Source organism: Lelliottia jeotgali, assembly GCF_977070485.1.
This window is the reverse complement of the sequence record NZ_CDRVFO010000002.1, coordinates 254,089-276,739: the sequence shown is the minus strand read 5'-3', so window position 1 is coordinate 276,739 and position 22,651 is coordinate 254,089. Positions and strand designations below refer to the sequence as shown.

Below are 22,651 nucleotides of genomic sequence, written 5' to 3'. Positions count from 1 at the left end.
TGGGGGCGCCGGCAAACCGGCGCCCCCAGAGTCACTTTACCCCCACCCGTCCATGCGCATCGTCGCCCGCACCAGCCGCTGCTCCTCCTGCTCGATCTCGCGCAAACTGTCGCGAATCCCGTTGATGTGTTCGCGTGCTGCCCGCTGCGCCTGCTCCGGCAATTGCTCCATCACTGCGTGGTACAACCGCGCGTGCTGGCGGTCGATCTGGCGCTTCTGCGCGGGGCGGCAATACAGGTTGTTCACCGATGCGAACACCGTACTCAAGGTCAGGTCGCTGAGCGACTGCAAGGTGTGCACCAGCACAGGGTTGTGCGAAGCCTCGCTGATCGCCCGGTGGAACGCATGGTCGCGGTGAGCATGCTCACGCGCATCCAGCCCTTCGGGCGCTGCATGAGCGGCGAGCATGTCTTCGTAGCGACGGCGGATCAGCAGGCGGTCCACATCGGTGGCGCGTAACGCCGCCAGGCGCGCCGACTCGGCCTCGAGCAGCGCACGCACTTCCAGCAAGTCGAACAAGGTGCGCGGTTGCGAGCTGAACAGGTGCATCAGCGGCGTGACGCCCGCCTGCTGCCCGGTCAGGTCGGCGACGAACGAACCGCGCCCCTGTTCAGTGTCGATGATGCCGCGCCCGCGCAGGATGCGCAGACCTTCACGCAGTGCCGAGCGCGAACAGCCGAGCTTTTCCACCAGGCGTCGCTCCGAAGGCAAGGCCTGTCCCACCTTGAGCACACCCTCGACGATCAGCCGTTCGACCCGCTCGGCAACCTGGTCGGCGACCTTGGCCTTGCCTTCAGCAACCATGTGCACCCCTCGACTGGTAGGACCACTTCCATAGCTTGCGCCAATCTACGCACGTAAACCGGTAAATGAACAGCAACTGGCACAAAAACTGGTAGGACCAGTGTGCTTCGCGCTCGACCTGTTGCGATGGGGGGCGCAGGCTGCGGGGGTGAACGGTTTACCCACAACAACAAAAACTGCCGTTGAGTGAGCCTGATGAACATTCTCTACGACGAACGGGTCGATGGCGCGCTGCCTGCCGTGGACCAGCCGGCCCTGCTGCAGGCCTTGCGCGAAGCGCTGCCCGACCTTGAGATCCTGCATCGGAGCGAAGACCTCACACCTTACGAATGCGATGGCCTCTCTGCTTACCGCACCGTGCCCCTGATGGTGGTGCTGCCCGAGCGTCTGGAGCAGGTGCAGACGTTGCTCAGGCTGTGTCACCAACGCGGTGTCCCTGTCGTGGCTCGCGGCGCCGGCACGGGCTTGTCAGGCGGCGCATTGCCACTAGCCAAGGGCATCCTGCTGGTGATGGCACGTTTCAACCGCATTCTGGAAGTCAACCCGCAAGGCCGTTTCGCCCGGGTTCAGCCGGGGGTGCGCAACCTGGCCATTTCCCAGGCAGCGGCGCCGCACGGCCTTTACTACGCCCCCGACCCCTCTTCGCAAATCGCCTGTTCCATCGGCGGCAACGTCGCTGAAAACGCAGGTGGCGTGCACTGCCTGAAGTACGGTTTGACCGTACACAACCTGCTCAAGGTGGAGATCCTCACCGTCGAAGGCGAACGACTGACCCTGGGCAGCGATGCCCTCGACAGCCCAGGCTTCGACCTGCTGGCGCTGTTCACCGGTTCCGAAGGCATGCTCGGGATCGTCACCGAAGTGACCGTCAAACTGCTGCCCAAGCCCCAGGTCGCCCGGGTCCTACTGGCCAGTTTCGGCAGTGTCGAAGACGCCGGCCGGGCCGTGGCCGAAATCATTGCTGCCGGGATCATCCCCGGTGGCCTGGAAATGATGGACAACCTGGCAATCCGCGCCGCCGAAGACTTCATCCACGCCGGCTACCCGGTAGAGGCAGCAGCGATCCTTTTGTGCGAACTCGATGGTGTCGAGGCCGACGTGCAGGACGACTGCGAGCGTGTGGCAGCAGTACTACAGCAGGCCGGCGCCAGCGAGGTGCGCCTGGCCTGCGACGAGGCCGAGCGCGTGCGCTTCTGGGCAGGCCGCAAGAACGCATTCCCGGCGGTGGGGCGCATCTCGCCGGACTACTACTGCATGGACGGGACCATCCCGCGCCGCGAACTGGCGCGCGTGCTCAAGGGCATCAGCGAACTGTCCGAGCAGTACGGCCTGCGCGTTGCCAACGTGTTCCACGCCGGCGACGGCAACATGCACCCACTGATCCTGTTCGATGCCAACCTGCCCGGCGAACTGGAACGCGCCGAAGCCATCGGCGGGCGCATCCTTGAACTGTGCGTGGCAGTGGGCGGCAGCATCACCGGCGAACATGGCGTAGGCCGCGAGAAAATCAACCAGATGTGCGCGCAGTTCAACAGCGACGAAATCACCCTGTTCCATGCCGTGAAGGCAGCGTTTGACCCCAAAGGGCTGCTCAACCCGGGCAAGAACATCCCCACCCTGCACCGCTGCGCCGAGTTCGGTGCCATGCATGTGCATCACGGCCAACTGCCCTTCCCTGACCTGGAGCGCTTCTGATGAGCCTGGACCGCGACATGAGCCAGGACCTGCTCGAACAGGTCAACCAGGCCTTGACCCTGAACACCCCGCTGCGCATTCAGGGCAGCAACAGCAAAGCCATGCTGGGGCGCCCGGTGGCCGGGGAGATCGTTGATACACGCGGCCACCGCGGCATCGTCAGTTACGACCCGACCGAGCTGGTACTCACTGCTCGCGCCGGTACGCCGCTGCAGGAGATCGAGGCGGCGCTGTTCGAGGCCGGGCAGATGCTGCCGTGCGAACCGCCCCACCTCGGCGCCGGTGCGACCTTGGGCGGCGTGGTCGCAGCGGGGCTGTCCGGGCCGCGTCGGCCCTGGGCCGGGTCGGTACGCGACTATGTGCTCGGCACGCGGGTCATTACCGGTCACGGCAAGCTGCTGCGCTTTGGCGGTGAGGTGATGAAAAACGTCGCCGGTTACGACGTGTCGCGGCTGATGGCCGGCAGCTTCGGCTGCCTGGGCCTGCTGACCGAGGTGTCGCTTAAGGTGCTGCCACGACCGCGCCAATGCCTGAGCCTGCGCATGCCGATGGCCCGCCATCAGGCCCTGGCCGAGCTGGCCGAATGGGGCCAGCAGCCATTGCCGATCAGTGCAGCCTGCCACGACGGCGAAGCACTGTACCTGCGCCTGGAAGGCGGTGAGGGCTCAGTGCAATCGGCCCGCCAGCGCTTGGGCGGGGAAGTACTCGACAGCCAGTTCTGGAGTGACCTGCGCGAGCAGCGCCTGGCCTTCTTCGACGGCGCCGAACCGCTGTGGCGCCTGTCGCTGCCCATTGCCACCGCCGAACTGGACCTGCCGGGGCGCCAGTTGATCGATTGGGGCGGCGCGCAGCGCTGGCTGAAGTCGAGCGCCCCCGCAGCGGCGATCCGCGAGCTGGTGGCCAAGGCCGGCGGCCACGCCACCGGCTATGCCCCGGGCGAGCACAGCAGCGCACCGCTGCCCGCCGCGCTGATGCGTTATCACCACGCCCTCAAGCGACAACTCGACCCCCAGGGCCTGTTCAACCCTGGCCGCCTGTACCCGGACCTGTGAGGCCACGCCATGCAAACCAACCTGAGCGACAGCGCCAAGCGCCTGGCCCGCGCCGAAGAGGCCGAAAGCATCCTGCGCGCATGCGTGCACTGTGGCTTCTGCACGGCCACCTGCCCCACCTACCAGTTGCTCGGCGATGAACTGGATGGACCGCGCGGGCGTATCTACCTGATCAAGCAAGTACTCGAAGGTGCGCCGGTCACCGCCAGTACCCAACTGCACCTGGACCGCTGCCTGACCTGCCGCAACTGTGAGACCACCTGCCCGTCAGGGGTCAGATACCATGACCTGCTGGACATCGGCCGCGCCGTGGTCGAACAGCAAGTGCCCCGCCCGCTCGGCCAGCGCCTGCTGCGCCAAGGCTTGCGTGCAGTGGTGCCGCGCCCGGCGCTGTTCAAGGCGCTGACCCGCGCGGGCCAAACCCTGCGCCCAGTCCTGCCGGGCGCACTCAAGAGCAAGTTGCCCGCCCAGGTGGCCTCCCCTGGCAAGCGCCCGGCGGTGCGCCACGCACGCCGCGTGCTGCTGCTTGAAGGCTGCGTACAGCCGGCCCTGTCACCCAACACCAACGCCGCCACCGCGCGGTTGCTGGACCGCCTGGGCATCAGCGTCGAGCCAGCACGCCAAGCTGGCTGCTGTGGCGCAGTGGATTACCACCTCAATGCCCAGGAGCAAGGCCTGCAGCGTGCCCGGTGCAACATTGATGCCTGGTGGCCCGCCATCGAAGCGGGCGCCGAAGCCATCGTGCAGACCGCTAGTGGCTGCGGCGCCTTCGTGCGTGACTACGGCCACCTGCTGGAGAAGGATCCGCTTTACGCGGCCAAGGCTGCGCGGGTCAGCGCACTATCGCGCGACCTGGTGGAAGTGCTGCGCAACGAGCCGGTCGAGCAACTGGGCGTGTGCGCCGAACAACGCCTGGCCTTTCATTGCCCGTGCACCCTGCAGCACGCCCTCAAGCTCGGCGGCCAGGTTGAGAGCCTGCTGGCCCGGCTTGGCTTCACTCTCACCGCAGTGCCCGACGGCCATTTGTGCTGCGGCTCTGCCGGTACCTACTCGCTGACCCAGCCCGAACTGTCGCGGCAACTGCGCGACAACCGACTCAACGCGCTGGAAAGCGGCAAGCCGCAAATCATCGCCACCGCCAACATCGGTTGCCAGACCCACCTCGCTGGTGCCGGACGCACACCGGTACGGCACTGGATCGAAATCGTCGAAGCAGCCCTGAACCAGGAGAACAGCCATGCATAGCAAGTCCGTGATAGGCCAGGCCGAAGTTGCCCGCGTGCTTGCAGCCGCCCGCCAGGAGGCCCTGGCGCACCAGTGGAACGTCACCATCGCGGTGGTCGACGACGGCGGCCATCCGCTTGGCCTGGAGCGCATGGACGGCTGCGCGGCAGCCAGTGCGTACATCGCCGTTGAAAAGGCTCGCAGCTCGGCCTTGGGCCGCAAGGAAACGCGCGATTACGAACAGATGGTCAACGGCGGGCGCACCGCGTTCGTCACCGCGCCGCTGCTGACCAGCCTGGAGGGCGGCGTGCCGTTGCGGGTGGATGGCCAGGTGGTTGGCGCTATCGGTGTGTCCGGGGTCAAGCCTGAACAGGATGCCCAGGTGGCCAAGGCCGGGGCGGCGGCCATCACGTAATCCGCGCCTTGACAGCTCACCGCCAATAGAAGAGCCGGGCCGCGGTTGGCTTTTGCAGGTCGACCGCTTGCAAGCCACCCGGCCCCTCCCTACACGTTCAGAAAATTCCTACCCAACCTCTCGGAAGCGTCCTACTTGCCGCGCACCACCATGGAAAACATGATCGGCACTTGTGTCCCAGAGGAAGCAGCGCATGCATCCACACACCCGCACCACTGCCGAGCTGCGCAGTACCCTGCGCGAGCTGCTGGCTCATGATGTCAGCAACCCTGACGATGACCCGCACTTGTCGGGCGTATTGTTCTTCTGTGCCACCGACGAGCGAACGCGAGGGCTGATCGAACGTATCGAGTTGCTGGCCAGCGAGTTGTTCTTCGACGCTTGTGGCCGCCTCATCGCCCACCGTATCCGCGCCGTTGCCGTCGAGGGCGTGTCCATCAAGCAAAAACGCAAAGCACCCGCCGACGAGACCGTGATCCGCATTTCGCTGCTGGACAAAGGCTACATCACGGTGAGTACCGCACGATTCTGAAGCCAAGAGGCAAATGCGACACCGCCGCAACGTTGCCGCTCCATTTTTTGCAAGCTCTGCTTCTGCTTCTGCTTCTGCTTCTGCTTCTGCTTCTAAGCGCGCGGTAGCTCAGCCACCACAGATTGCGACTTCAGGAGGCCGAGCGCAGCGTAGGGGCCGGATGATGGGAGCGGGCGGTTTTTGGTCCCTTTTTGCCAAGACAAAAAGGGACCCGCCGTAAGGGCACAAAGGTGAGTGAGCGCCACCATGGCAAACGGATATGCCCACCCGAATCAAAGCCCCCTAGCTTCTATCTTGCAGCTTGCCGCTGACCTAGTGCCCAACCAACCTAGCCCGATATCTCCCCGGACTTTGCCCCGTCCACTTCTTGAACGCCCGATGAAACGCACTGGGCTCCTGGAACCCCGCCTGCTCGGCGATTTCAGCAATGCTCATCACCCCCTCGCGCAAACGCTCGAACGCCATGGCACGCCGCACCTCATCCTTGATCTGCTGATACGACCGCCCTTCGCGCTCCAACTGCCGACGAAAAGTGCTGGCACTGATACCCTGCCACTGCGCCATGGCCGCCAGCGTCGGCCATTGCCCATAGCGCCGGGCACGCAGATGCCGGTACACCTGAGCCACCAACCCATTCTGGTTGCGAAAGCGGATCACCAGGCCCTGGGGTGCACTACGCAGGAAAGTTTTAAGGCCGGCCAAGTCTTGGACCACCGGCAGACGCAGGTAGGCGCTGTCGAACTCAACCTCGGTGCGCCCGCTACCCAGGCGTAAGTCCGGCCCCCACAGCAGCAGGTCGTCGTCCTGGGCCGGACGCGCCACTGCAAGCTCGGTGCGGTCAATGGCCAGACGGCGCCCGGCCAGCCAGCACAGCAGGCCAACCACCAGCACCAGATAGGTCTCCTCGGCATAAACCCGGGTCAACGGGTCGGCAATGCCCGAGTGCACGCTGATCACCGCGCGCCCGGCGCGCACCGTCAGGCTGCCGCGCAGGTCATGCAGGAACAGGCCGAAATTGCCCAAGCATTGGCGCAGTGCCTTGTCCAGGTTCGGCTCCTGGATAAGGCCGCGACAGATCAGGGCAAAGCTGCCCAGCGGCATGCCATGGCTGTCGAGGCGAAAGAACTCATCGTCCAGCAGCTGGATCTGCGTCAGCCATAATTGGGCGAACGCCTTGGCCGGTACGCGGGCCTGTGGCTGATCGAGCAGCGCCGGGTCGATGCCCACCGCACGCAGATGGGCGTCACGCACCAAGGGCTGGTCGCGCAGGGCATGAAACATGGCATTGAGAAAGTACACGGCGACCGAATCGCTATCGCGCATGGCGTTATTCGCTGTCTATGCTGAGTGGCAAAAAGTGCCAGGTTGACTGAACAGATCCGGCATAGGCTGGAACAGGGCCTTTGCCTAGACTCGGACTCAACGAGGGAGCGCCGGCCATTCTCGCAGAGCCTGGCCCGCTCCCGCCATGCCTTCGCAATCGGAGCCTCTATGAGCAGCGCAGAAATCTACGTCGTCAGTGCCGTCCGTTCCGCCATCGGTGGTTTTGGTGGCTCGCTCAAGGACCTGCCGCTGGCAGACCTCGCCACCGCCATCAGCCGCGCCGCCCTCGAGCGCTCGGGCGTAGCCCCTGAGCAGGTCGGCCATGTGGTCATGGGTAATGTCATCCCCACCGAACCACGCGACGCCTACCTGTCGCGGGTCGCCGCGATGAACGCTGGTATCCCTAAGGAAACCCCGGCGTTCAACGTCAACCGCCTGTGCGGTTCGGGCCTTCAGGCCATCGTTTCCGCTACCCAGTGCCTGCTGCTGGGTGATGCCGATGTGGCCCTGGCCGCCGGTGCCGAGTCCATGAGCCGTGGCCCTTACTTGCTGCCACAGGCCCGCTGGGGTGCACGCATGGGCGACCTGCAAGGCATCGACTACACCGTCGGCGTTCTGCAGGACCCGTTCGAACACTTCCACATGGGCATCACGGCGGAAAATGTCGCCGCCAAGCACGGCATCACCCGCCAGATGCAGGATGAACTGGCCCTGACCAGCCAGCGCCGCGCCGCCCGTGCCATCGCTGAAGGCCGCTTCGCCAGCCAGATCGTGCCGCTGGAACTGAAAACCCGCAAAGGCACCGTCGAGTTTGCCGTTGACGAACACGTACGCGGCGATGTGACCGCCGAACAGCTGGCCGGCATGAAAACCGTCTTCAAGAAAGACGGCACCGTTACCGCCGGCAACGCCAGCGGCATCAATGACGGAGCTGCCGGCCTGGTGCTGGCTACCGGTGACGCCGTACGCCGCCTCGGCCTCAAGCCGCTGGCGCGCCTGGTGGCCTACGCCCATGCCGGCGTCGAGCCCGAGCTGATGGGCCTGGGGCCGATCCCGGCAACACGCAAAGCCCTGGAAAAGGCCGGCCTGAACATCAGCGACCTGGACGTGATCGAGTCCAATGAAGCCTTCGCCGCCCAAGCCTGTGCCGTAGCCCGCGCGCTGGACTTCGACCCGGAGAAGGTCAACCCGAACGGGTCCGGCATTTCCCTGGGCCACCCGGTGGGTGCCACCGGGGCGATCATCGCCACCAAGGCCATCCATGAACTGCAGCGTATCCAGGGCCGTTACGCGCTGGCCACCATGTGCATTGGCGGCGGCCAGGGCATCGCCGTCGTCTTCGAGCGCGTCTGAGGGACCTTGCAACATGAGCATTGAACAGATCGCCGTGATCGGCGCCGGCACCATGGGCAACGGCATCGCGCAAGTCTGCGCGGTGGCCGGCTATCAGGTGCTGCTGGTGGATGTCGCCGAGGCCGCACTAGAGCGCGGCGTAGCCACCCTGAGCAAAAACCTGGAGCGCCAGGTCAACAAGGGTACCCTCGATGCCGAGCGTGCCAGCGCAGCGAAAGCGCGCATCCGCACCAGCACCGATTACGCGCAATTGAGCACTGCGCAACTGGTGATCGAGGCGGCGACCGAAAACCTGCAGCTCAAGCAACGCATCCTCCAGCAAGTGGCTGCCAACGTGGCGCCCGATTGCCTGATTGCCACCAACACCTCGTCACTTTCGGTGACCCAGCTGGCGGCCAGTATCGAGCACCCTGAGCGGTTCATCGGCGTGCACTTCTTCAACCCGGTGCCGATGATGGCCCTGGTCGAGATCATCCGTGGCCTGCAAACCAGCGACAGCACCTATGCCCAGGCGCTGCTGGTTACCGAGAAGCTCGGCAAGACGCCGATCACTGCCGGTAACCGCCCGGGCTTCGTGGTCAACCGCATCCTGGTGCCGATGATCAACGAAGCGATCTTCGTGCGCCAGGAGGGCCTGGCCAGTGCCGAGGACATCGACACCGGCATGCGCCTGGGTTGCAACCAGCCGATCGGCCCGCTGGCGCTGGCCGACCTGATTGGCCTGGACACCTTGCTGGCGATCATGGAAGCCTTCCATGAGGGTTTCAACGACAGCAAGTACCGCCCTGCCCCACTGCTAAGGGAAATGGTCGCGGCCGGCTGGTTGGGGCGCAAGAGTGGCCGCGGCTTCTTCACCTACTGAGGAGCGGACAGCATGCCCCCGGTCAATGCCGCGATGCGCTGTGCCAATTTTGAAGAGCGACGTGACCGTGCCATGGCCCTGTTCGCCGAGAAAGGCTTCGGCCAGGTGAGCATGCGCGAACTGGCGGCACATCTGGGCGTGACCGCAGGTTCGCTGTATCACCACTTCCCGAGCAAGCAGGACTTGCTGTACGACCTGATCGAAGAGTTGTACGAGGAGCTGCAAGCAACCCTGGAGCCTGGCCGCCGCGCCATGGCGCGCGGGGGTTCGGCACTGGCTTGCCTGATTGCAGCGCACTGGCAACTGCATGCCGAACGGCCCCTGCAGTTTCGCCTGGCCGCACGGGATTTCTGCTGCCTGAGCGAAGCGCAGCAAACGCGCCTGGCGTTGTTGCGCAAGCGTTATGAGACAGGGTTGCTGCGGTTGATCGCACCACAGGCGAAACTGCCCGACGCGGCATTGGCGGCGACGGCGCAGGTGGTGGCGACGTTGCTCAACCAGTTGCCTGGGATGCTGAAGGCTTTGCCCGAGGAACAGGGGTTGGGGTTGATGGAAAGCCTGCTGGTTGGGGGAATTGAGCGAACATTGCGCTAGCCCAGCGTACCCGCTCGATCAATCAGGCTCTACATCTTCACCACCTCAAAAAACGCGGGCCAAGCACTGCTCCCATCAACGTGGGCAGCAACATCCCCAGCACGTACCAGGTCCCCCAGAACGGCACCTGCATTTCCGGGCAGTGCAGGCAGTAAACCAAGGTTGCGGTCGAACCGGAGAGCAGGCCCGCTGCTGCGCCAGCCTGGCGCAGCCGCGTCGGTGCCAGGCCACGCAATGCCCAGAACAGGGTAATGAACACCGGCACGCACAGCAGCGTGATGTTCAACGCACAGGTGCGCCAGGTACGCCCAAAAATCAAATCGGCACGGGCTTCGACCGGGGCCCCGAACAGGCTGATCGCCGCTCCCAGCCAGACCAGCAGCAACGGTAGCCCGAGCAGTTGCCACACCACCCCGCCGCGCACGCCGGGCCTGGCCAGGCGCTGCGTCAACCAAAGCCCTAGCAGCGCCAGGCTGGCGGGCAAGGCCAGCTTGGCCCAGAACAGTGGCGTACGCGCCACTTCGGCAAGGTCGCTGCGCACGCCATAAAGAGCCACCGTCATCAGCACCGCACCCAGTGTGCCTGCAAGCAACGCCAGCGCCAGGCGCCGTGCCAGCGCATGACGGCCCACCGGCTCTTCACCAGCAGCCAGCAGGGTAATCAGTTCATCAGTCTTCATGCTCTTCACTGCCTCGAATCAGCTTGGCCAGCGCCTTGAGCCCCCGGTGTATCCCTACCTTGACCGCCGAACAGGAAAGCCCGGTGATACGCGCAGTCTCCTCCACCGACAGCCCTTCGAGCTTGACGTGGACGATGGGCAAACGCTGGCGCGCCGGCAACCGCCCCAGCAGCTTGCCCAGGTCGCGATTGGCCTGGGCAGGCGCTTCATCACTGGCGGCGAACAGGTCACTGTCGTCTTCCAGCACCTCGTGCAACGCGTCTTGGTGCGCATAGCGGCGCAGGTAATCTGCCAGCTTGTAACGGGCAATCGCCTGTACCCACGCCGTCAGCGGCTGTTGCGGCTGGTAGGTATGACGTGCGTTATGCACGGCCAGCAACACTTCCTGCAGCAAGTCTTCGATTTCGGCCGGGCGCTGGTGCAGGCGCCGCCGCAGAAACCCACGCACATGCAGCGCCAGCGCCGCAAGGAATTCGCGGTAGGCCCGTGCATCGCCCGCCAGCCCGCGCAGCAGCAAGGCCTGCAACTGCGCCTCGCGTGCGCCGAGGTGGTCCTGAGAGTTAGTTCGTTGCATGGGGCGCCAAGGTTACACCGTCCGAAGTTTTTTCTTTTATCGAACCTTAGCCGCTGCTGCGCTTTTGAGCGCATAGGTCAGGGCAAATGCACCAAGCAAAAAATATTTCCGCGTGCCTGTAACCGCAGCAGCGGCCACCGCGAACTAGTCCATGAGCCTTCGGTACATCACCACGGCCCCATTCTCTGGAGACATCCTTATGAATACCCTCGCCCTTACCACTGCCGCCCTGGCCCTTGCTTCCATGGCCAGCGTCGCCACCGCCGCCGATACCAACAGCAACGGTGCAGCCATGGAAAAATGCTACGGCGTCGCCATGGCCGGCAAGAACGACTGTAAAGCCGGTGCCGGCACAAGTTGCGCTGGCAGCTCCAAAAAAGACTACGACGGCATGGCCTGGAAAAATGTCCCGGCCGGCACCTGCACCTCGATCAAGACGCCCAACGGCATGGGTTCACTGACCCCGATCAAGTCCTGAGCAGAGGCCGCCGACCATGAACCGAACTGCCCCTCTGGGCGCCGGGCTCGGGCTCAAGCCTGAACACTTTGCCCCGGCCTTGGCCTGCAACGCCGACGGCCTGTGGTACGAAGTGCATCCAGAGAACTACATGGTCGGCGGGCCGCGCCTGGCGTGGCTGCAGCGCATGGCCGAACGCCATGCGCTGTCGCTGCACGGCGTTGCCCTGTCACTGGCAGCGGACGCCGAACCGGACATCACCCACCTGCGCCGGCTGCGCGTGCTGATCGACCAGGTAAACCCGGTGCTGGTGTCGGAGCACCTGGCCTGGTCCACCTGGCGTGACCAGTATCACCCCGACCTGCTGCCGTTCCCCCGCAGCCACGAAGCATTGGCACGCATCAGCGACAATATCCTGCGCACCCAGGATGCCCTGGGGCGCTGCATCGCCATCGAAAACCCCAGCCACTACCTGCAATTGCAAGGTCACGACCTGGACGAAATCGAGTTCCTCGACGAGCTGGTGCGCCGCACCGATTGCACGCTGTTGCTGGATATCAACAACGTTCATGTCAGCGCACACAACCTGGGTTTCAACGCCAAGGACTACCTCGACCGCTTCCCGGCCCATGCCATCAGCGAAGTTCACCTGGCCGGCCACAGCCACGACGACCAAGGCGCACTGCTGATCGACTCGCACGATACAGCCATTGCCGAACCGGTCTGGGCCTTGTACCGCCGGCTGATCGCGCGCATCGGTGCGCGCCCGACACTGATCGAACGCGACGGCAACCTGCCGGCCTTCGATGAACTGCTTGCCGAACGGGCGATTGCCCAGACGACCCTCGACCACGCAGGAGCCTTGCCATGAACCTGCCACTTGGCCAGTTCCAGGACGCCTTCATCGACGCACTCTACCTGCGCCCTGCTCCGCTGCTGCAAAACCTGACTCGCCAACCGGCGTTCGCGGTCTACCGCAATACCTTGATGGCCGGCTGCGTGGACGCACTGCGAGCCAACTTCCCCAGTGTCGAAACTCTGGTCGGTGCCGACTGGATGCAGCAAGCCGCTGCTGCCTACGCACAACACACCCCACCTGACGACGCACGGCTTATACGCTACGGTGCGACGTTCGCGGCGTTTCTGCAAGACAGCCAGGCCAGCCACGGGCTGCCCTACCTGGCCGATGTCGCACGCCTGGACTGGCATTGGTGCGAAGTATTCAGCGCCATCGAGCAACCTTGCCTGGCCTTGGCCGACCTGGCAGGCATGACGGCCAGTGACCTGGGTGGCAGCCACCTGCGGCCGCGCCAGAACGTGCGCTGGCAGTGGTTCGCCGCTAACCCGGCACTTAGCCTGTGGCGCTGCAGCCGCGAAGGCCTGCCATGGCCACAGTCGCAACCCTGGGTGGCAGAAGGCGCACTGTTGAGCGCCGACCAGCACGGCGTGAACCATCAGCCACTCGAGGCCGGTGGCTGCATGTTCCTGGATGCCTGCGCAGCCGGTCACTCACTGGAAAGCGCCTCGCAACTTGCCCTGCAACGCCAGCCTGACCTCGACTTCACCAGCCTGCTCGGTCGCCTGATGCAGGCCCGGGTCTTTCTCCCGCTTTCATTCGATTGAAGGAACGGCCATGGACACCTTGCGCCCTACTGCCCCAGCCACTGGCCTGCGCCAACGCTGGAACGGCCTTGCCGACCGCCTGCAACGGCTGCTCAACGACAGCGCGTTGTGCCTGGTCGCACGGCTGGGCATCGCCTCGATATTTTTCCTGTCAGGCCGCACCAAGGTCGAAGGTTTGCTGAGCATCACGCCCGGTACCTACGAGCTGTTCCAGAGCGAGTATGCCTTGCCGCTGCTTTCGCCCTGGCTCGCAGCCCACCTGGCAACCTACGCCGAGCACCTGTTCCCACTGCTACTGGTGCTGGGCCTGTTAACCCGGCTTTCAGCGCTTGCCCTGCTCGGCATGACAGCGGTCATCCAGATATTCGTCTACCCGGACGCCTGGCCTACTCACCTGTCGTGGGCTGGCCTGCTGCTGTTGCTGATAGCCCGGGGTGCCGGGCCTCTGTCACTGGACCGGTTGGCACGGCTGCATTGAGCCCAGCCGGCCAGCCACCACTTGGCAGTTGCAGCGTGTCGGGTGAAGATCACTCACGCGGCTTTTCCATTAAACTCTTCGCAGCCCACGTTGTCTTGGTACCGCACTGTTGCACCCACCCTAGCGGTACCCCCCAAGATGAAGCACCCCGCCACATTCACCCAAGGTTCATTGACCCACCACGTCCGGGTAATGGCGTTTACCAGTGCGCTGAGCCTGCTGGCGATCTTCCTGACCGACATTCTCACGCTCACGTATGTCGCCCTGCTGCATGACGAAGTACTCATTGCTGCGGTAGGCATCGCCAAGACCCTGGCCTTTTTCAATTCAAGCCTGGTGGCGGGCATTGTCGTCGCTGCAGGCACCATGATCTCCCGCAGGGTCGGCCAAGGTTCGAGTGCCTCGGTGCCTGCGCTGACCAGCCACATGCTGATCCTCGCCGCGCTGGTCTCGGCCGGTGTGTCTGCACTGCAGTGGTACTACCTGGACTTCTTCGCCGGCCTGGTGGGGGCCGATGCGCCCGCCTCACCGCTTGCCCGGCAATTCATCGCCATGACGCTGGTAGCGTCGGTGCTGATGGCGCTCACTCAGGCCGCGGCCCAAGTGCTCCGGGCGCAAGGATTGAGCGGGCGCGCGCTGGCAGTGGTGCTGGCCAGTGCCGCCTGCCTGGCCATCGTCGACCCGATCCTGATCTTTGGTCTGGACCTGAAACTGTTGGGCGCCGGCCTGTCCTGCCTGGTGGCAGCCACAGCAGGCAGCCTGACGGGTTTGTACCTGGTCAGGGCCCATGTCGGCCTTGCCACGCGCATACGCCTACGCCTGCTGCGGCTGTATGGCGCACGCATCATGCGCATTGCCTTGCCCTACACCCTCGCTAATCTGGCGATGCCGGTTGCCCTGACCTACACCATGGCGCAACTGGCGCTGTTCGGGGTCTCGGTCATGGCTGGCATGGCGGTAATGGACAGGGTGCTGCAGATTACCTACTGCCTGTACTTCGCCTTGCCGGGCGCGCTGGTGCCGATCCTGGCGCAGAACCTGGGGGCGCACTGCCAGGGCCGTTCGCAGGCTGCCTTGCACAGCGCCGCCAGGCTGGTAGTAGTGTACGGCCTGGTCGCCTGGGCAGTACTGGCAAGCGCCGCGCCGTGGCTTGGCCCTGCCTTCACGCTCTCAGGCCCGGGGCAGGCGCTGATCGAGGACCTGTGCCGGTACGGGCCGGGGCTGTGGGTCATCATGGGCCTGGACTTCATCGCCATTTCGCTGTTCATCTGCCGTGGCCAGGCAGGCTGGGTGGCCTTCTACGCCTGGCTTCGCGCCACCTTGGGTACCCTGCCCTTCGTCACCGCAGGCGCAGCGCTGCAGGGTGCCAGCGGCGTCATGCTCGGGCTGTGGGTTGGCAATGCCCTGGTCGCACTGGCCAGCGTCGCAACGGCCATCCTGATCAACCGCCCAGGCGCATACCGGGCGCACGAACCCTAGAACTTTTGCCATAATCGCCCTCGCCGCTTCAGCGGAACCGGCACACCACCCACCACAGCTTGAAGTTGGTTTATGTCAGGTCAGGATCACGAAACCGAAGCGTCCAGCGCACCGGTCACCAAACGCCGCCGTGCCCCCAAGGGCGAGATGCGCCGCGCCGCCCTGCTGGATGCGGCCACCGCCGTGTTCGCCAAAGACGGTTATGCGGCAGCCTCCATGCGCGATGTGGCCGAAATCGCCGGCATCACCACGGTCGGGCTGTTGCACCACTTCCCCAACAAGGTGTCGTTGCTGCAGGCCTTGCTCGATCGGCGCGATCGGCGAGTGACGGAGAAATTTGCCGAGCTGGAGATGGCGCCGACGCTTGCGAACTTCCTGGCCTTCGTGCGCATGAGCATGAATTTCAGCGTGCAGAACCTGCTTGAATGCCAGGCTTCGATGATGATCAGCGTCGAAAGCCTGTCCGAGCAGCACCCGGCCTGGCCCTGGTACAAGGAGAAATTCGCGCTGACCCACGCCCACGCCCAGGCGCACCTGGCGGCGCTGGTCGAGCATGGCGAGGTGCGCAAGGACATTGATGCGAAGTCGTTGGCGACCGAGATCTTCGCCGTGATGGATGGCCTGCAGATCCAGTGGCTGCGCGCCCCGGACCAGGTCGACGTCGAAGCGGTCTTCGACGCCTACCTGCTACGCCTTGCCTCTTGCATCAAGGCCTAGTGCGACGGTCAGTAAGCCTGGCTGTCGCTGACCTGCACCGCCGCTTGCAGCGGTGCAGGTAGTGGGTTGCTGTCACGCGTGGTCAAGTGTTGCGGCATGAGCGTGACCAGCGTGCGCTGCAGTGTGAGGTTTTCCGAGTCCGGGCCGACCCACACCTTGAACTTGCCGGCATCGACGTCCCAACTGTCGGTGTTCTGCACGAAGTACGCCAGCGAGCGCGAGTCGATCGGCAAGCTCACGGTCTTGCTCTGGCCCGGCTCCAGGTACACCTTGGTAAAGCCCTTGAGCTCCTTCTTCGGGCGGTCGACTTGCGGGTCGATCGGCTGTATGTACAGCTGCGCGACCTCAAAGCCCGCCTTGTCACCCGTGTTGGTCAGGGTGAACGTGGCGTTCACGGTGTTGCCTGGGGTCATCACATTGGTCGAGAGCTTCAAGTCCGAATAGCCGAACGTGGTGTACGACAAGCCGAAGCCGAACGGGTAAAGCGGTTTGGCGTGCTTCTTGTCATAGCCGCGGTACCCCATGTAAAGCCCCTCGCTGTAGTCGATCTCGGTCAGCGGGTTGTCGCCACGGTAGGCGGCCGGGTCCGGGTAGGACGCGTAACTTGGGTTGTCTTCGATCTTCTTGTCGATGGTCACTGGCAGCTTGCCCGACGGGTTCACCTTGCCATACAGGATTTCAGCCAGTGCCTGGCCGCCCTGTTGCCCCGGGAACCAGGCATGCAACGCTGCGCCAACCTTCTTGGCCCACGGCTGCATGTCGGCCACGCCGCCGCCATGGGTGACGACGATGGTGTTCGGGTTGGCCTTGGTGACGAATTTGATCAACTCGGCCTGCTGGTCCGGCAGCGCGTAGTCGTGGTCGGAGCCTTCACCCTCGTTCTCGTAGTTGGTGCCTGCGGCGATCACCACGGCATCGTAGCTGGCGATATCCTTCGGCGGTCGCAGGGACGCCCAGCTCATCTGAACGCCTGCCAGGCCGCCCAGTGCCGGCGTGAAGTTGCCTTGCACACGGCGGTACTCAAGCTTGACGTTGTAGGACTTGCCCGCCACCAGGGCAGCGCTCTTGCCCGAAGTGGTCAGCGCGTTGACCACATCAGAGGAGTACGGCACGCCGTCGCTCTGCACCACCAGCTTGCCATCGACCCAAAGCTTGTAGGGGCCGTCGGCGCGCACCTTGAACACATGCGCACCCGAGACGGTCGGCTTGATCGTCGCACTGAAGCGTGCGGAGAACGCCCCCGCCGTCGGGCTGAAGCCGGACACGGCAGTGGTGCCGGTGCTGGTTTCATTGGTGCTGGTGGTCCAGTTGAGGTTCACGCCCGGCTCGATGCGGGTCAGTACCGGAGCGCCGCTGAGGCTGGTGTTGCTGAAGTACTCGGCCTTCACCCCGGCATTGCTGACGCCGCTGCCGGACGAGGTCGGCTGGTACCAGACTGCCGCCTTGGGGTTCAGGCTCAACGCCGACAGGTAAGTGACATTGGCGCTGTTCGACGCCAGTTGCTGCAGCCCGCTGAGTTCGGTCACGTAACTGTTGGGTGGTGAGTTGGCGGTACCGAACGGCGATGCAGGCGCCTGGTTGGCCCAGTCGCCGATCACTGCGATTCTGGCGGTGCGCGCCAGAGGCAGCAGCGGCTTGCCAGCAGCGGTATCGGCGTTGCGCAGCAGCACGATGCCTTCACGTGCAGCGTTCAGCGAGGCGCGCTGGCCATACTCGGTGTGCTCCAGCGTCTTTGCCGTGTTGAGGTTTTCCTGGAAGTCGTAACTGACCACCGCACGCAGGTTGCGCTTGACCTTGTCGTCGATGACGTTCTGGGTCAGCTGGCCGCTCCACAGGTACGGCAGCAGGTTGGCCTCGGTGAACTGCAGGCCCGAAGGCATGTCCAGGTCGGTGCCGGCCCATGCGCCCTTGAACGGGTCGTGAATGGCATTGAAGTCACTGATAACGGTGCCCTGATAACCCCACTCGCCTTTGAGCACCTCGGTGATCAGGTGGTGATTTTCGCAGGCGTAGTCGCCGTTGACCTTGTTGAACCCGCACATGATCGACGCCACGTTGGCGTTCTTGACCATCGACTCGAAGCCGGGCAAGTACAGCTCACGCAGCGTGCGCTCATCGGCCACGACATTGACCGCCTGGCGATTGGCCTCCTGCTCGTTGGCCAGGTAGTGCTTGCCACTGGCCTGGATCCCTTGGGCCTGGATGCCGTTGACGATGGCCGGCGCCAGCACCGCGCCAAGGAACGGGTCCTCGCCACTGACGTACTCGGCCGAACGCCCGTTGTAGGGCGTGCGGTACAGGTTCACCCCGGGCGAGAGCATCTGCTGGCCGCCGGAAATACGCGTTTCATAGGCAATGGCCAGGCCGAACTCTTTGGCCCGGTTGATGCTCCAGGTGGCGGCCAGGGCCGACTGCGAAGGGTATTGGGCGCCAAAAGTGGCGTTATTGACGTGCACGCCCATGGACGAGTCGTAGGCCACCGTGCCCTGGATACCCCACTTGAGCAGCGACGGGATCATGTGGCCGTCATTGACCCGGGTGAAGTTGATCTTCTCGGCCTGGTTCATGTTGTCCAGGATGGAGCTGACCCGGGCCTCCACCTCGTTGCCGGTGGCCGGCCCGGCCGCCAAAGCGCCCGAGGCCTGCATGACGCCGAGCGCCATCAGGCTCACGGCCTGTTTGAAATGTTTCACGGGTTGAATCCTCAAGAACAGAATGGGAGCAGGCAAACCTGCGGCCTTACGGCTGGCTGACCAGCGCCGGCGCATCGGCGGTGTCAACCGGCACGTCGACAAAGGCATTGGCATCAGTGGCGCGCTTTGCAACATCGCTGACGCCGGACAGTTGTTCGCGCTGGCTGTCCAGTTGTTCGCGGGCTTCATAAGCCGTTGAGTCCGAAGTGGCGCCGTTTGTATCTGCGAAGGCACTTGGCACAGTGGCCAGCAGCGCCGAACAGGCGAACGGCAGCAGTAGTCTATTCATCGAATAGTTCTCGAAAAAAGAATGCAGGAATTAGCGGGCCACAAACAGGGCCCGGCCGGCGCGTAAGTCTGGGCAGTTCAATGAAAAGTTCAAGCGCTCATGAAGTGCACAGTGGGCAACGTATCAAAAAAACAAAAAAACCACGCCAAATAACATCCAAACATAAAGAACAGAATCACATCAAATACATGTTCAGCGCATATTTGTATTTGCAGATTCCAAAAATTATTAGGATTGTGGTTTTCCCATGCTTTTTTTGAGAATTCAGGGCAAGAATTTGCTTCTCGCTAAACCTAGTTGCGATTAGGTTTAGCAGGGTGATATGCTTACGAGACCGCTGAAAACAGCCAGCTAATTCATACTGAACAAACCAAAAACATAGGCTGTTGCAACAGTTAAAATTCCAAAGTATTCTCCGGGCCACCTCAGGCCTGACAAGTAGTAAAGTGCCGCTATATAGCCAGCACTTGCACTAAGCCATCATGATGAAATCAACTATCCCCTCTGCTGACGATATATGTGAGTGGCTGCTCAATGCTGGCGCATTGCAACCGGCTGATATGAATCGCGCTGCACGCTTGGGCGTGGCCCAGGCAATGGGCGAACATGAAAAACTGCGCACCTTGCTGCGCCTGGGTGCAGTAAGAGAGCAGCAAATGGCCGCGGCCTACGCCGAGTTGCTGGGCGTGCCCAGGCTGGACAGGCAGCGTATCGACTCCCCGCCTGTGGCCACTGAACGCTTTGCCCGCCACTACGGCGTGGTCACCCTCAGCGAAAGCAGCAGCCACTTGCAGGTCGCCGCCGCCGTGCCGCTTTCGGCCTACGCGCTGAACGCACTCGGTTACCAGGCGGCAAAACAGGTAGAGCTGGTGGTAGGGACCAGCGACGAAATCACCGCCCTGATCGAACAGGCCTACGGCGAAGGCCGCTCGGCCATGGGCGCGCTGATCCAGACCCTGGACGACGACAGCATCGACGAAGGCGACATCGAACAGCTCAAGGACATGGCCTCCGAGGCGCCAGTGATCCGCCTGGTCAACCTGATGCTGCAACACGCCGTCGACCGTCGCGCTTCGGATATCCACGTAGAACCGTTCGAAACCCAGCTGAAAGTGCGCTACCGGGTCGACGGCGTGCTCGTCGAAGGCGAAGCACCACCGGCCGGTTACGCCGCAGCGGTCATCTCGCGGCTGAAGATCATGGCCCGGCTGGATATCGCCGAGCGCCGCCTGCCGCAGGATGGGCGGATCATGCTGCGCATTCAGGGCCGCGAACTGGACTTGCGGGTCTCCACCGTGCCAACCAGTTTCGGCGAGTCGGTGGTGATGCGCCTGCTGGACCGGCAAACCGTGAGTTTCGACTTCGCCAGCCTGGGCATCCGTGGCCCCACCCTGCACAGCATCGAGCATCTGCTGGCGCGCCCCCATGGCATCTTCCTGGTCACAGGGCCCACCGGTTCGGGCAAGACCACCACCCTTTACACCGCGTTGTCGGGCCTGAACACCGCCGAGCGCAAGATCATCACCGTGGAAGACCCGGTCGAATACCAGCTCACCGGCATCAACCAGATCCAGGTCAAACCAACCATCGGCCTGGGGTTTGCCACGGCATTGCGCTCGATCGTGCGCCAGGACCCGGACGTGATCATGATCGGTGAAATGCGCGACCTGGAAACCTGTCGCATCGCCATCCAGTCATCGCTGACCGGGCACCTGGTACTGTCGACCCTGCACACCAACAGCGCCGCCGCCAGCATCACCCGCCTGCTGGACATGGGCGTCGAAGGTTATCTGCTCGCCTCCACCCTGCAGGGCATCCTTGCCCAGCGCCTGGTGCGCCGCCTCGACCCGGCCACCCGTATCGCCTTCCAGGCACCGGCCGAACTGGTGGAGCGCCACCAGTTGGCCCGCTATACGCAACAGCGGCCGATCATGCTGTACCGCCCAAACGAGCTGGCGCCGGGCGGTGGCTACCATGGGCGCAGCGCGATCACCGAACTGCTGGTCATGGACGAAGAGCTGCGCGGCATGCTCATGCGCCAGACCGATGCCGCCACACTCGAGGCCCACGCCCGTCGCAACGGGCTTGTGACCCTCTATGAGGACGGCCTGCGCCAGGCCCTGGCCGGCGTCACCTCGCTTGAAGAAGTGCTGCGCGTCACGGGTGGTGATTGAGGTGCCGACCTTTTCCTACACCGCGCTCGACAGCGAGGGCCGCAAGCAGCAAGGCGAACTGGACGCCAGTGACCGTGACCACGCCGCTCGCCAGTTGCAACGGCGCGGCCTGCTGATTCTGCAGCTCAGGCAGGGTAGCCGCCTGCTGCGTTCGGGCAAGGCGCGCAGCATGTTCCAGCCGGTGGAACTGATCACCATCACCCAGCAGCTCACTACCCTGCTCAGCGCCGGGCAACCGCTGGACCGGGCGCTGGGCACCGTGCTGAAGAACGTGCGCAGGCCCGCCGCCAAGGCCGTGCTGGAGCGGGTGCGCGAGCAGGTCAAAGCCGGCTTGCCGCTGTCCCAGGCGCTTGAGGAACACCCGGGCAGTTTCTCACCGTTCTACACCAGCCTGGTGCGGGCCGGCGAAGCCGGCGGTGTACTCGAAGTGACCCTGGCCCAGCTTGCCGGCTACCTGGAACAAAGCCACAAACTGCGTGGCGAAGTGATCAACGCGCTGATCTACCCGGCTTTCCTGGTGATCGGTGTGGTCGGCTCGCTGGCGCTGCTGCTGGCCTATGTGGTGCCGCAATTCGTACCGATCTTCCAGGACCTGGGCGTGCCCATCCCGCTGGTGACCCGCGCTGTGCTGGCCATGGGCGAATTCGTCAATGCCTGGGGGCTGGCCTGCCTGCTGACGCTGCTCGGCGCCGGCTGGCTTGGCCTGGCCGCACGGCGTGACCCGCGCCGGCGAGTGGCCCAGGACCTGCGCCTGTGGCGCAACCGCCTGTTCGGCCCGCTGCTGCAGCGCCTGGAAACCGCACGCCTGGCGCGCACCTTGGGCACTTTGTTGAGCAACAGCGTCACCCTGCTCGGTTCACTGGCGATCGGCCGCGAAGTCAGTGCCAACCATGCACTGCGCGAGCATGTGGAGCGCACCACCGACCAGGTCAAGCAAGGCAGCAGCCTGAGCCTTGCGCTATCGGCAGAGGCTCTGCTGCCGGAGCTTGCCCTGCAGATGATCGAAGTCGGTGAACAGTCGGGCACCCTCGGCGCGATGCTGCTCAAAGTCGCCGATGTCTACGACCTTGAAGCCAAACGCACCATCGACCGCCTGCTCGCGGCGCTGGTGCCCACCCTGACCATCGTCATGGCGGTGATGGTGGCGGCAATCATGCTCGCCATCATGCTGCCGCTGATGAGCCTTACCAGCAATATCTAGGAAACCGCCCATGCCCTCCAAGCAACGCTTCAACGCCCGCCAAGCGGGCTTCACCCTGCTCGAAATGCTTGCCGTGATCGTGCTGCTGGGCATTGTCGCGACCATCGTGGTGCGCCAGGTCGGCGGTAACGTCGACAAGGGCAAGTACGGTGCCGGCAAGGCGCAGTTGGCGAGCCTGAGCATGAAGGTCGAAAGCTATGCCCTGGATGTCGGGGCGCCGCCGGCAAACCTTGAACAGTTGCTTGAAAAGCCGGCCAACGCCAGCCGCTGGGCCGGGCCGTATGCCAAGCCCTCGGACTTGGTCGACCCCTTTGGCCATGGCTTCGCGTACCACTTCCCCGGCAGCCACGCCAGCTTCGACCTGATCTTCCTCGGCCAAGATGGCGCGGTGGGTGGCGCAGGCTACAAGGCCGACGTGGGCAACTGGGAATAA

The 22,651-nt window shown here is 64.1% G+C and carries 23 protein-coding genes; 17 read left to right on the top strand and 6 right to left on the bottom strand.

The genetic code is table 11. The features are described 5' to 3' along the window. Window positions 1-36: 36 nt before the first annotated feature. The gene (glcC, locus tag ACW4TB_RS03745; RefSeq protein ID WP_254467659.1) at window positions 37-804 is read right to left on the bottom strand and encodes a transcriptional regulator GlcC; all 768 of its coding nucleotides are present in this window, start codon (window positions 802-804) and stop codon (window positions 37-39) included. A 195-nt stretch (window positions 805-999) separates the two neighbouring features. Between glcC and glcD the strand changes: the two genes are divergently transcribed. The 5 genes from glcD (at window position 1,000) to ACW4TB_RS03720 (ending at window position 5,722) form a co-directional block, all read left to right on the top strand. Continuing rightward, complete coding sequence (gene glcD, locus ACW4TB_RS03740) at window positions 1,000-2,499, top strand: glycolate oxidase subunit GlcD (RefSeq protein WP_254467658.1); 1,500 nt, start codon at window positions 1,000-1,002, stop codon at window positions 2,497-2,499. Continuing rightward, a complete protein-coding gene (gene glcE, locus ACW4TB_RS03735; RefSeq protein WP_455828228.1) occupies window positions 2,499-3,551 on the top strand; it encodes a glycolate oxidase subunit GlcE in 1,053 nt (350 codons plus the stop codon). The genes glcD and glcE overlap by 1 nt, the downstream gene beginning before the upstream one ends. A 9-nt stretch (window positions 3,552-3,560) precedes the next feature. After that, on the top strand, window positions 3,561-4,796 hold the full coding sequence (glcF, locus tag ACW4TB_RS03730) for a glycolate oxidase subunit GlcF (RefSeq protein WP_279933682.1): 1,236 nt from the start codon (window positions 3,561-3,563) through the stop codon (window positions 4,794-4,796). After that, window positions 4,789-5,190: a heme-binding protein gene (locus ACW4TB_RS03725; RefSeq protein WP_279933681.1), complete on the top strand. Its 402-nt coding sequence runs from the start codon at window positions 4,789-4,791 to the stop codon at window positions 5,188-5,190. The genes glcF and ACW4TB_RS03725 overlap by 8 nt, the downstream gene beginning before the upstream one ends. A 193-nt stretch (window positions 5,191-5,383) precedes the next feature. After that, window positions 5,384-5,722 carry a hypothetical protein gene (locus ACW4TB_RS03720; RefSeq protein WP_012314087.1) on the top strand — a complete coding sequence of 113 codons (339 nt, stop codon included), beginning with the start codon at window positions 5,384-5,386 and terminating at the stop codon, window positions 5,720-5,722. A 312-nt stretch (window positions 5,723-6,034) separates the two neighbouring features. Here the strand turns inward: ACW4TB_RS03720 and ACW4TB_RS03715 are convergent, their stop codons facing one another. After that, window positions 6,035-7,045 carry an AraC family transcriptional regulator gene (locus ACW4TB_RS03715; protein WP_279933680.1) on the bottom strand — a complete coding sequence of 337 codons (1,011 nt, stop codon included), beginning with the start codon at window positions 7,043-7,045 and terminating at the stop codon, window positions 6,035-6,037. Between the two features lie 168 nt (window positions 7,046-7,213). Here ACW4TB_RS03715 and ACW4TB_RS03710 point away from each other — a divergent pair, with 168 nt between their 5' ends. From ACW4TB_RS03710 to ACW4TB_RS03700, 3 genes are read left to right on the top strand one after another with little or no spacing between them, the layout of a single operon-like run. Beyond that, the gene (locus ACW4TB_RS03710; protein ID WP_254467652.1) at window positions 7,214-8,398 is read left to right on the top strand and encodes an acetyl-CoA C-acyltransferase family protein; all 1,185 of its coding nucleotides are present in this window, start codon (window positions 7,214-7,216) and stop codon (window positions 8,396-8,398) included. A 13-nt stretch (window positions 8,399-8,411) separates the two neighbouring features. Continuing rightward, complete coding sequence (locus ACW4TB_RS03705) at window positions 8,412-9,260, top strand: 3-hydroxybutyryl-CoA dehydrogenase (RefSeq protein ID WP_012314084.1); 849 nt, start codon at window positions 8,412-8,414, stop codon at window positions 9,258-9,260. A 12-nt stretch (window positions 9,261-9,272) separates the two neighbouring features. Continuing rightward, window positions 9,273-9,854, top strand: coding sequence for a TetR/AcrR family transcriptional regulator (locus tag ACW4TB_RS03700; RefSeq protein ID WP_012314083.1), 582 nt, complete (start codon window positions 9,273-9,275; stop codon window positions 9,852-9,854). Window positions 9,855-9,891: 37 nt separating this feature from the next. On the opposite strand, the gene ACW4TB_RS03695 is transcribed toward ACW4TB_RS03700, so the two are convergent. Together ACW4TB_RS03695 and ACW4TB_RS03690 are read right to left on the bottom strand one after the other, a co-directional pair. Then, entirely contained in the window at window positions 9,892-10,533 is a 642-nt protein-coding gene (locus ACW4TB_RS03695) for a DUF1109 domain-containing protein (RefSeq protein WP_279933679.1), read from the bottom strand. Beyond that, window positions 10,523-11,107 carry a sigma-70 family RNA polymerase sigma factor gene (locus ACW4TB_RS03690; RefSeq protein WP_279933678.1) on the bottom strand — a complete coding sequence of 195 codons (585 nt, stop codon included), beginning with the start codon at window positions 11,105-11,107 and terminating at the stop codon, window positions 10,523-10,525. The genes ACW4TB_RS03695 and ACW4TB_RS03690 overlap by 11 nt, the downstream gene beginning before the upstream one ends. Window positions 11,108-11,306: 199 nt before the next feature. Here ACW4TB_RS03690 and ACW4TB_RS03685 point away from each other — a divergent pair, with 199 nt between their 5' ends. From ACW4TB_RS03685 to ACW4TB_RS03660, 6 genes are all read left to right on the top strand, one after another. Further along, window positions 11,307-11,585: a BufA1 family periplasmic bufferin-type metallophore gene (locus ACW4TB_RS03685; protein ID WP_012314080.1), complete on the top strand. Its 279-nt coding sequence runs from the start codon at window positions 11,307-11,309 to the stop codon at window positions 11,583-11,585. A 16-nt stretch (window positions 11,586-11,601) separates the two neighbouring features. Further along, window positions 11,602-12,435 carry an MNIO family bufferin maturase gene (bufB, locus tag ACW4TB_RS03680; protein ID WP_279933677.1) on the top strand — a complete coding sequence of 278 codons (834 nt, stop codon included), beginning with the start codon at window positions 11,602-11,604 and terminating at the stop codon, window positions 12,433-12,435. After that, on the top strand, window positions 12,432-13,187 hold the full coding sequence (locus tag ACW4TB_RS03675) for an HvfC/BufC N-terminal domain-containing protein (RefSeq protein WP_279933676.1): 756 nt from the start codon (window positions 12,432-12,434) through the stop codon (window positions 13,185-13,187). Before bufB ends, ACW4TB_RS03675 begins: the two co-directional genes overlap by 4 nt. A gap of 10 nt (window positions 13,188-13,197) precedes the next feature. After that, complete coding sequence (locus ACW4TB_RS03670) at window positions 13,198-13,665, top strand: DoxX family protein (RefSeq protein ID WP_279933675.1); 468 nt, start codon at window positions 13,198-13,200, stop codon at window positions 13,663-13,665. A 138-nt stretch (window positions 13,666-13,803) separates the two neighbouring features. Then, entirely contained in the window at window positions 13,804-15,144 is a 1,341-nt protein-coding gene (locus ACW4TB_RS03665; protein ID WP_279933674.1) for an MATE family efflux transporter, read from the top strand. Between the two features lie 72 nt (window positions 15,145-15,216). Beyond that, window positions 15,217-15,861 carry a TetR/AcrR family transcriptional regulator gene (locus ACW4TB_RS03660; protein ID WP_115275106.1) on the top strand — a complete coding sequence of 215 codons (645 nt, stop codon included), beginning with the start codon at window positions 15,217-15,219 and terminating at the stop codon, window positions 15,859-15,861. A gap of 8 nt (window positions 15,862-15,869) precedes the next feature. Here the strand turns inward: ACW4TB_RS03660 and ACW4TB_RS03655 are convergent, their stop codons facing one another. Together ACW4TB_RS03655 and ACW4TB_RS03650 are read right to left on the bottom strand one after the other, a co-directional pair. After that, window positions 15,870-18,554, bottom strand: coding sequence for a glycoside hydrolase family 3 protein (locus ACW4TB_RS03655; RefSeq protein WP_455842885.1), 2,685 nt, complete (start codon window positions 18,552-18,554; stop codon window positions 15,870-15,872). 46 nt (window positions 18,555-18,600) lie between these two features. Continuing rightward, window positions 18,601-18,843 (bottom strand): hypothetical protein, encoded by a 243-nt coding sequence (locus tag ACW4TB_RS03650; protein WP_254467645.1) that lies wholly within the window; start codon window positions 18,841-18,843, stop codon window positions 18,601-18,603. Window positions 18,844-19,325: 482 nt separating this feature from the next. Here ACW4TB_RS03650 and gspE point away from each other — a divergent pair, with 482 nt between their 5' ends. Genes gspE through gspG form a run of 3 tightly spaced genes read left to right on the top strand, consistent with a single transcriptional unit; the run spans window position 19,326 to window position 22,651 of the window. Next, window positions 19,326-21,017, top strand: a complete 1,692-nt coding sequence (gene gspE, locus ACW4TB_RS03645; RefSeq protein WP_279933673.1) for a type II secretion system ATPase GspE — start codon at window positions 19,326-19,328, stop codon at window positions 21,015-21,017. Window position 21,018: 1 nt separating this feature from the next. Further along, a complete protein-coding gene (locus ACW4TB_RS03640) occupies window positions 21,019-22,218 on the top strand; it encodes a type II secretion system F family protein (protein ID WP_012314071.1) in 1,200 nt (399 codons plus the stop codon). Window positions 22,219-22,228: 10 nt separating this feature from the next. Next, complete coding sequence (gspG, locus tag ACW4TB_RS03635; RefSeq protein WP_254467642.1) at window positions 22,229-22,651, top strand: type II secretion system major pseudopilin GspG; 423 nt, start codon at window positions 22,229-22,231, stop codon at window positions 22,649-22,651.

Excerpts from the sequence above, each read along its gene's own strand:
- glcC (WP_254467659.1), bottom strand. The coding sequence starts at position 804 with ATGGTTGCTGAAGGCAAGGCCAAGGTCGCCGACCAGGTTGCCGAGCGG.
- glcD (WP_254467658.1), top strand. The coding sequence starts at position 1,000 with ATGAACATTCTCTACGACGAACGGGTCGATGGCGCGCTGCCTGCCGTG.
- glcE (WP_455828228.1), top strand. The coding sequence starts at position 2,499 with ATGAGCCTGGACCGCGACATGAGCCAGGACCTGCTCGAACAGGTCAAC.
- glcF (WP_279933682.1), top strand. The coding sequence starts at position 3,561 with ATGCAAACCAACCTGAGCGACAGCGCCAAGCGCCTGGCCCGCGCCGAA.
- ACW4TB_RS03725 (WP_279933681.1), top strand. The coding sequence starts at position 4,789 with ATGCATAGCAAGTCCGTGATAGGCCAGGCCGAAGTTGCCCGCGTGCTT.
- ACW4TB_RS03720 (WP_012314087.1), top strand. The coding sequence starts at position 5,384 with ATGCATCCACACACCCGCACCACTGCCGAGCTGCGCAGTACCCTGCGC.
- ACW4TB_RS03715 (WP_279933680.1), bottom strand. The coding sequence starts at position 7,045 with ATGCGCGATAGCGATTCGGTCGCCGTGTACTTTCTCAATGCCATGTTT.
- ACW4TB_RS03710 (WP_254467652.1), top strand. The coding sequence starts at position 7,214 with ATGAGCAGCGCAGAAATCTACGTCGTCAGTGCCGTCCGTTCCGCCATC.
- ACW4TB_RS03705 (WP_012314084.1), top strand. The coding sequence starts at position 8,412 with ATGAGCATTGAACAGATCGCCGTGATCGGCGCCGGCACCATGGGCAAC.
- ACW4TB_RS03700 (WP_012314083.1), top strand. The coding sequence starts at position 9,273 with ATGCCCCCGGTCAATGCCGCGATGCGCTGTGCCAATTTTGAAGAGCGA.
- ACW4TB_RS03695 (WP_279933679.1), bottom strand. The coding sequence starts at position 10,533 with ATGAAGACTGATGAACTGATTACCCTGCTGGCTGCTGGTGAAGAGCCG.
- ACW4TB_RS03690 (WP_279933678.1), bottom strand. The coding sequence starts at position 11,107 with ATGCAACGAACTAACTCTCAGGACCACCTCGGCGCACGCGAGGCGCAG.
- ACW4TB_RS03685 (WP_012314080.1), top strand. The coding sequence starts at position 11,307 with ATGAATACCCTCGCCCTTACCACTGCCGCCCTGGCCCTTGCTTCCATG.
- bufB (WP_279933677.1), top strand. The coding sequence starts at position 11,602 with ATGAACCGAACTGCCCCTCTGGGCGCCGGGCTCGGGCTCAAGCCTGAA.
- ACW4TB_RS03675 (WP_279933676.1), top strand. The coding sequence starts at position 12,432 with ATGAACCTGCCACTTGGCCAGTTCCAGGACGCCTTCATCGACGCACTC.
- ACW4TB_RS03670 (WP_279933675.1), top strand. The coding sequence starts at position 13,198 with ATGGACACCTTGCGCCCTACTGCCCCAGCCACTGGCCTGCGCCAACGC.
- ACW4TB_RS03665 (WP_279933674.1), top strand. The coding sequence starts at position 13,804 with ATGAAGCACCCCGCCACATTCACCCAAGGTTCATTGACCCACCACGTC.
- ACW4TB_RS03660 (WP_115275106.1), top strand. The coding sequence starts at position 15,217 with ATGTCAGGTCAGGATCACGAAACCGAAGCGTCCAGCGCACCGGTCACC.
- ACW4TB_RS03650 (WP_254467645.1), bottom strand. The coding sequence starts at position 18,843 with ATGAATAGACTACTGCTGCCGTTCGCCTGTTCGGCGCTGCTGGCCACT.
- gspE (WP_279933673.1), top strand. The coding sequence starts at position 19,326 with ATGATGAAATCAACTATCCCCTCTGCTGACGATATATGTGAGTGGCTG.
- gspG (WP_254467642.1), top strand. The coding sequence starts at position 22,229 with ATGCCCTCCAAGCAACGCTTCAACGCCCGCCAAGCGGGCTTCACCCTG.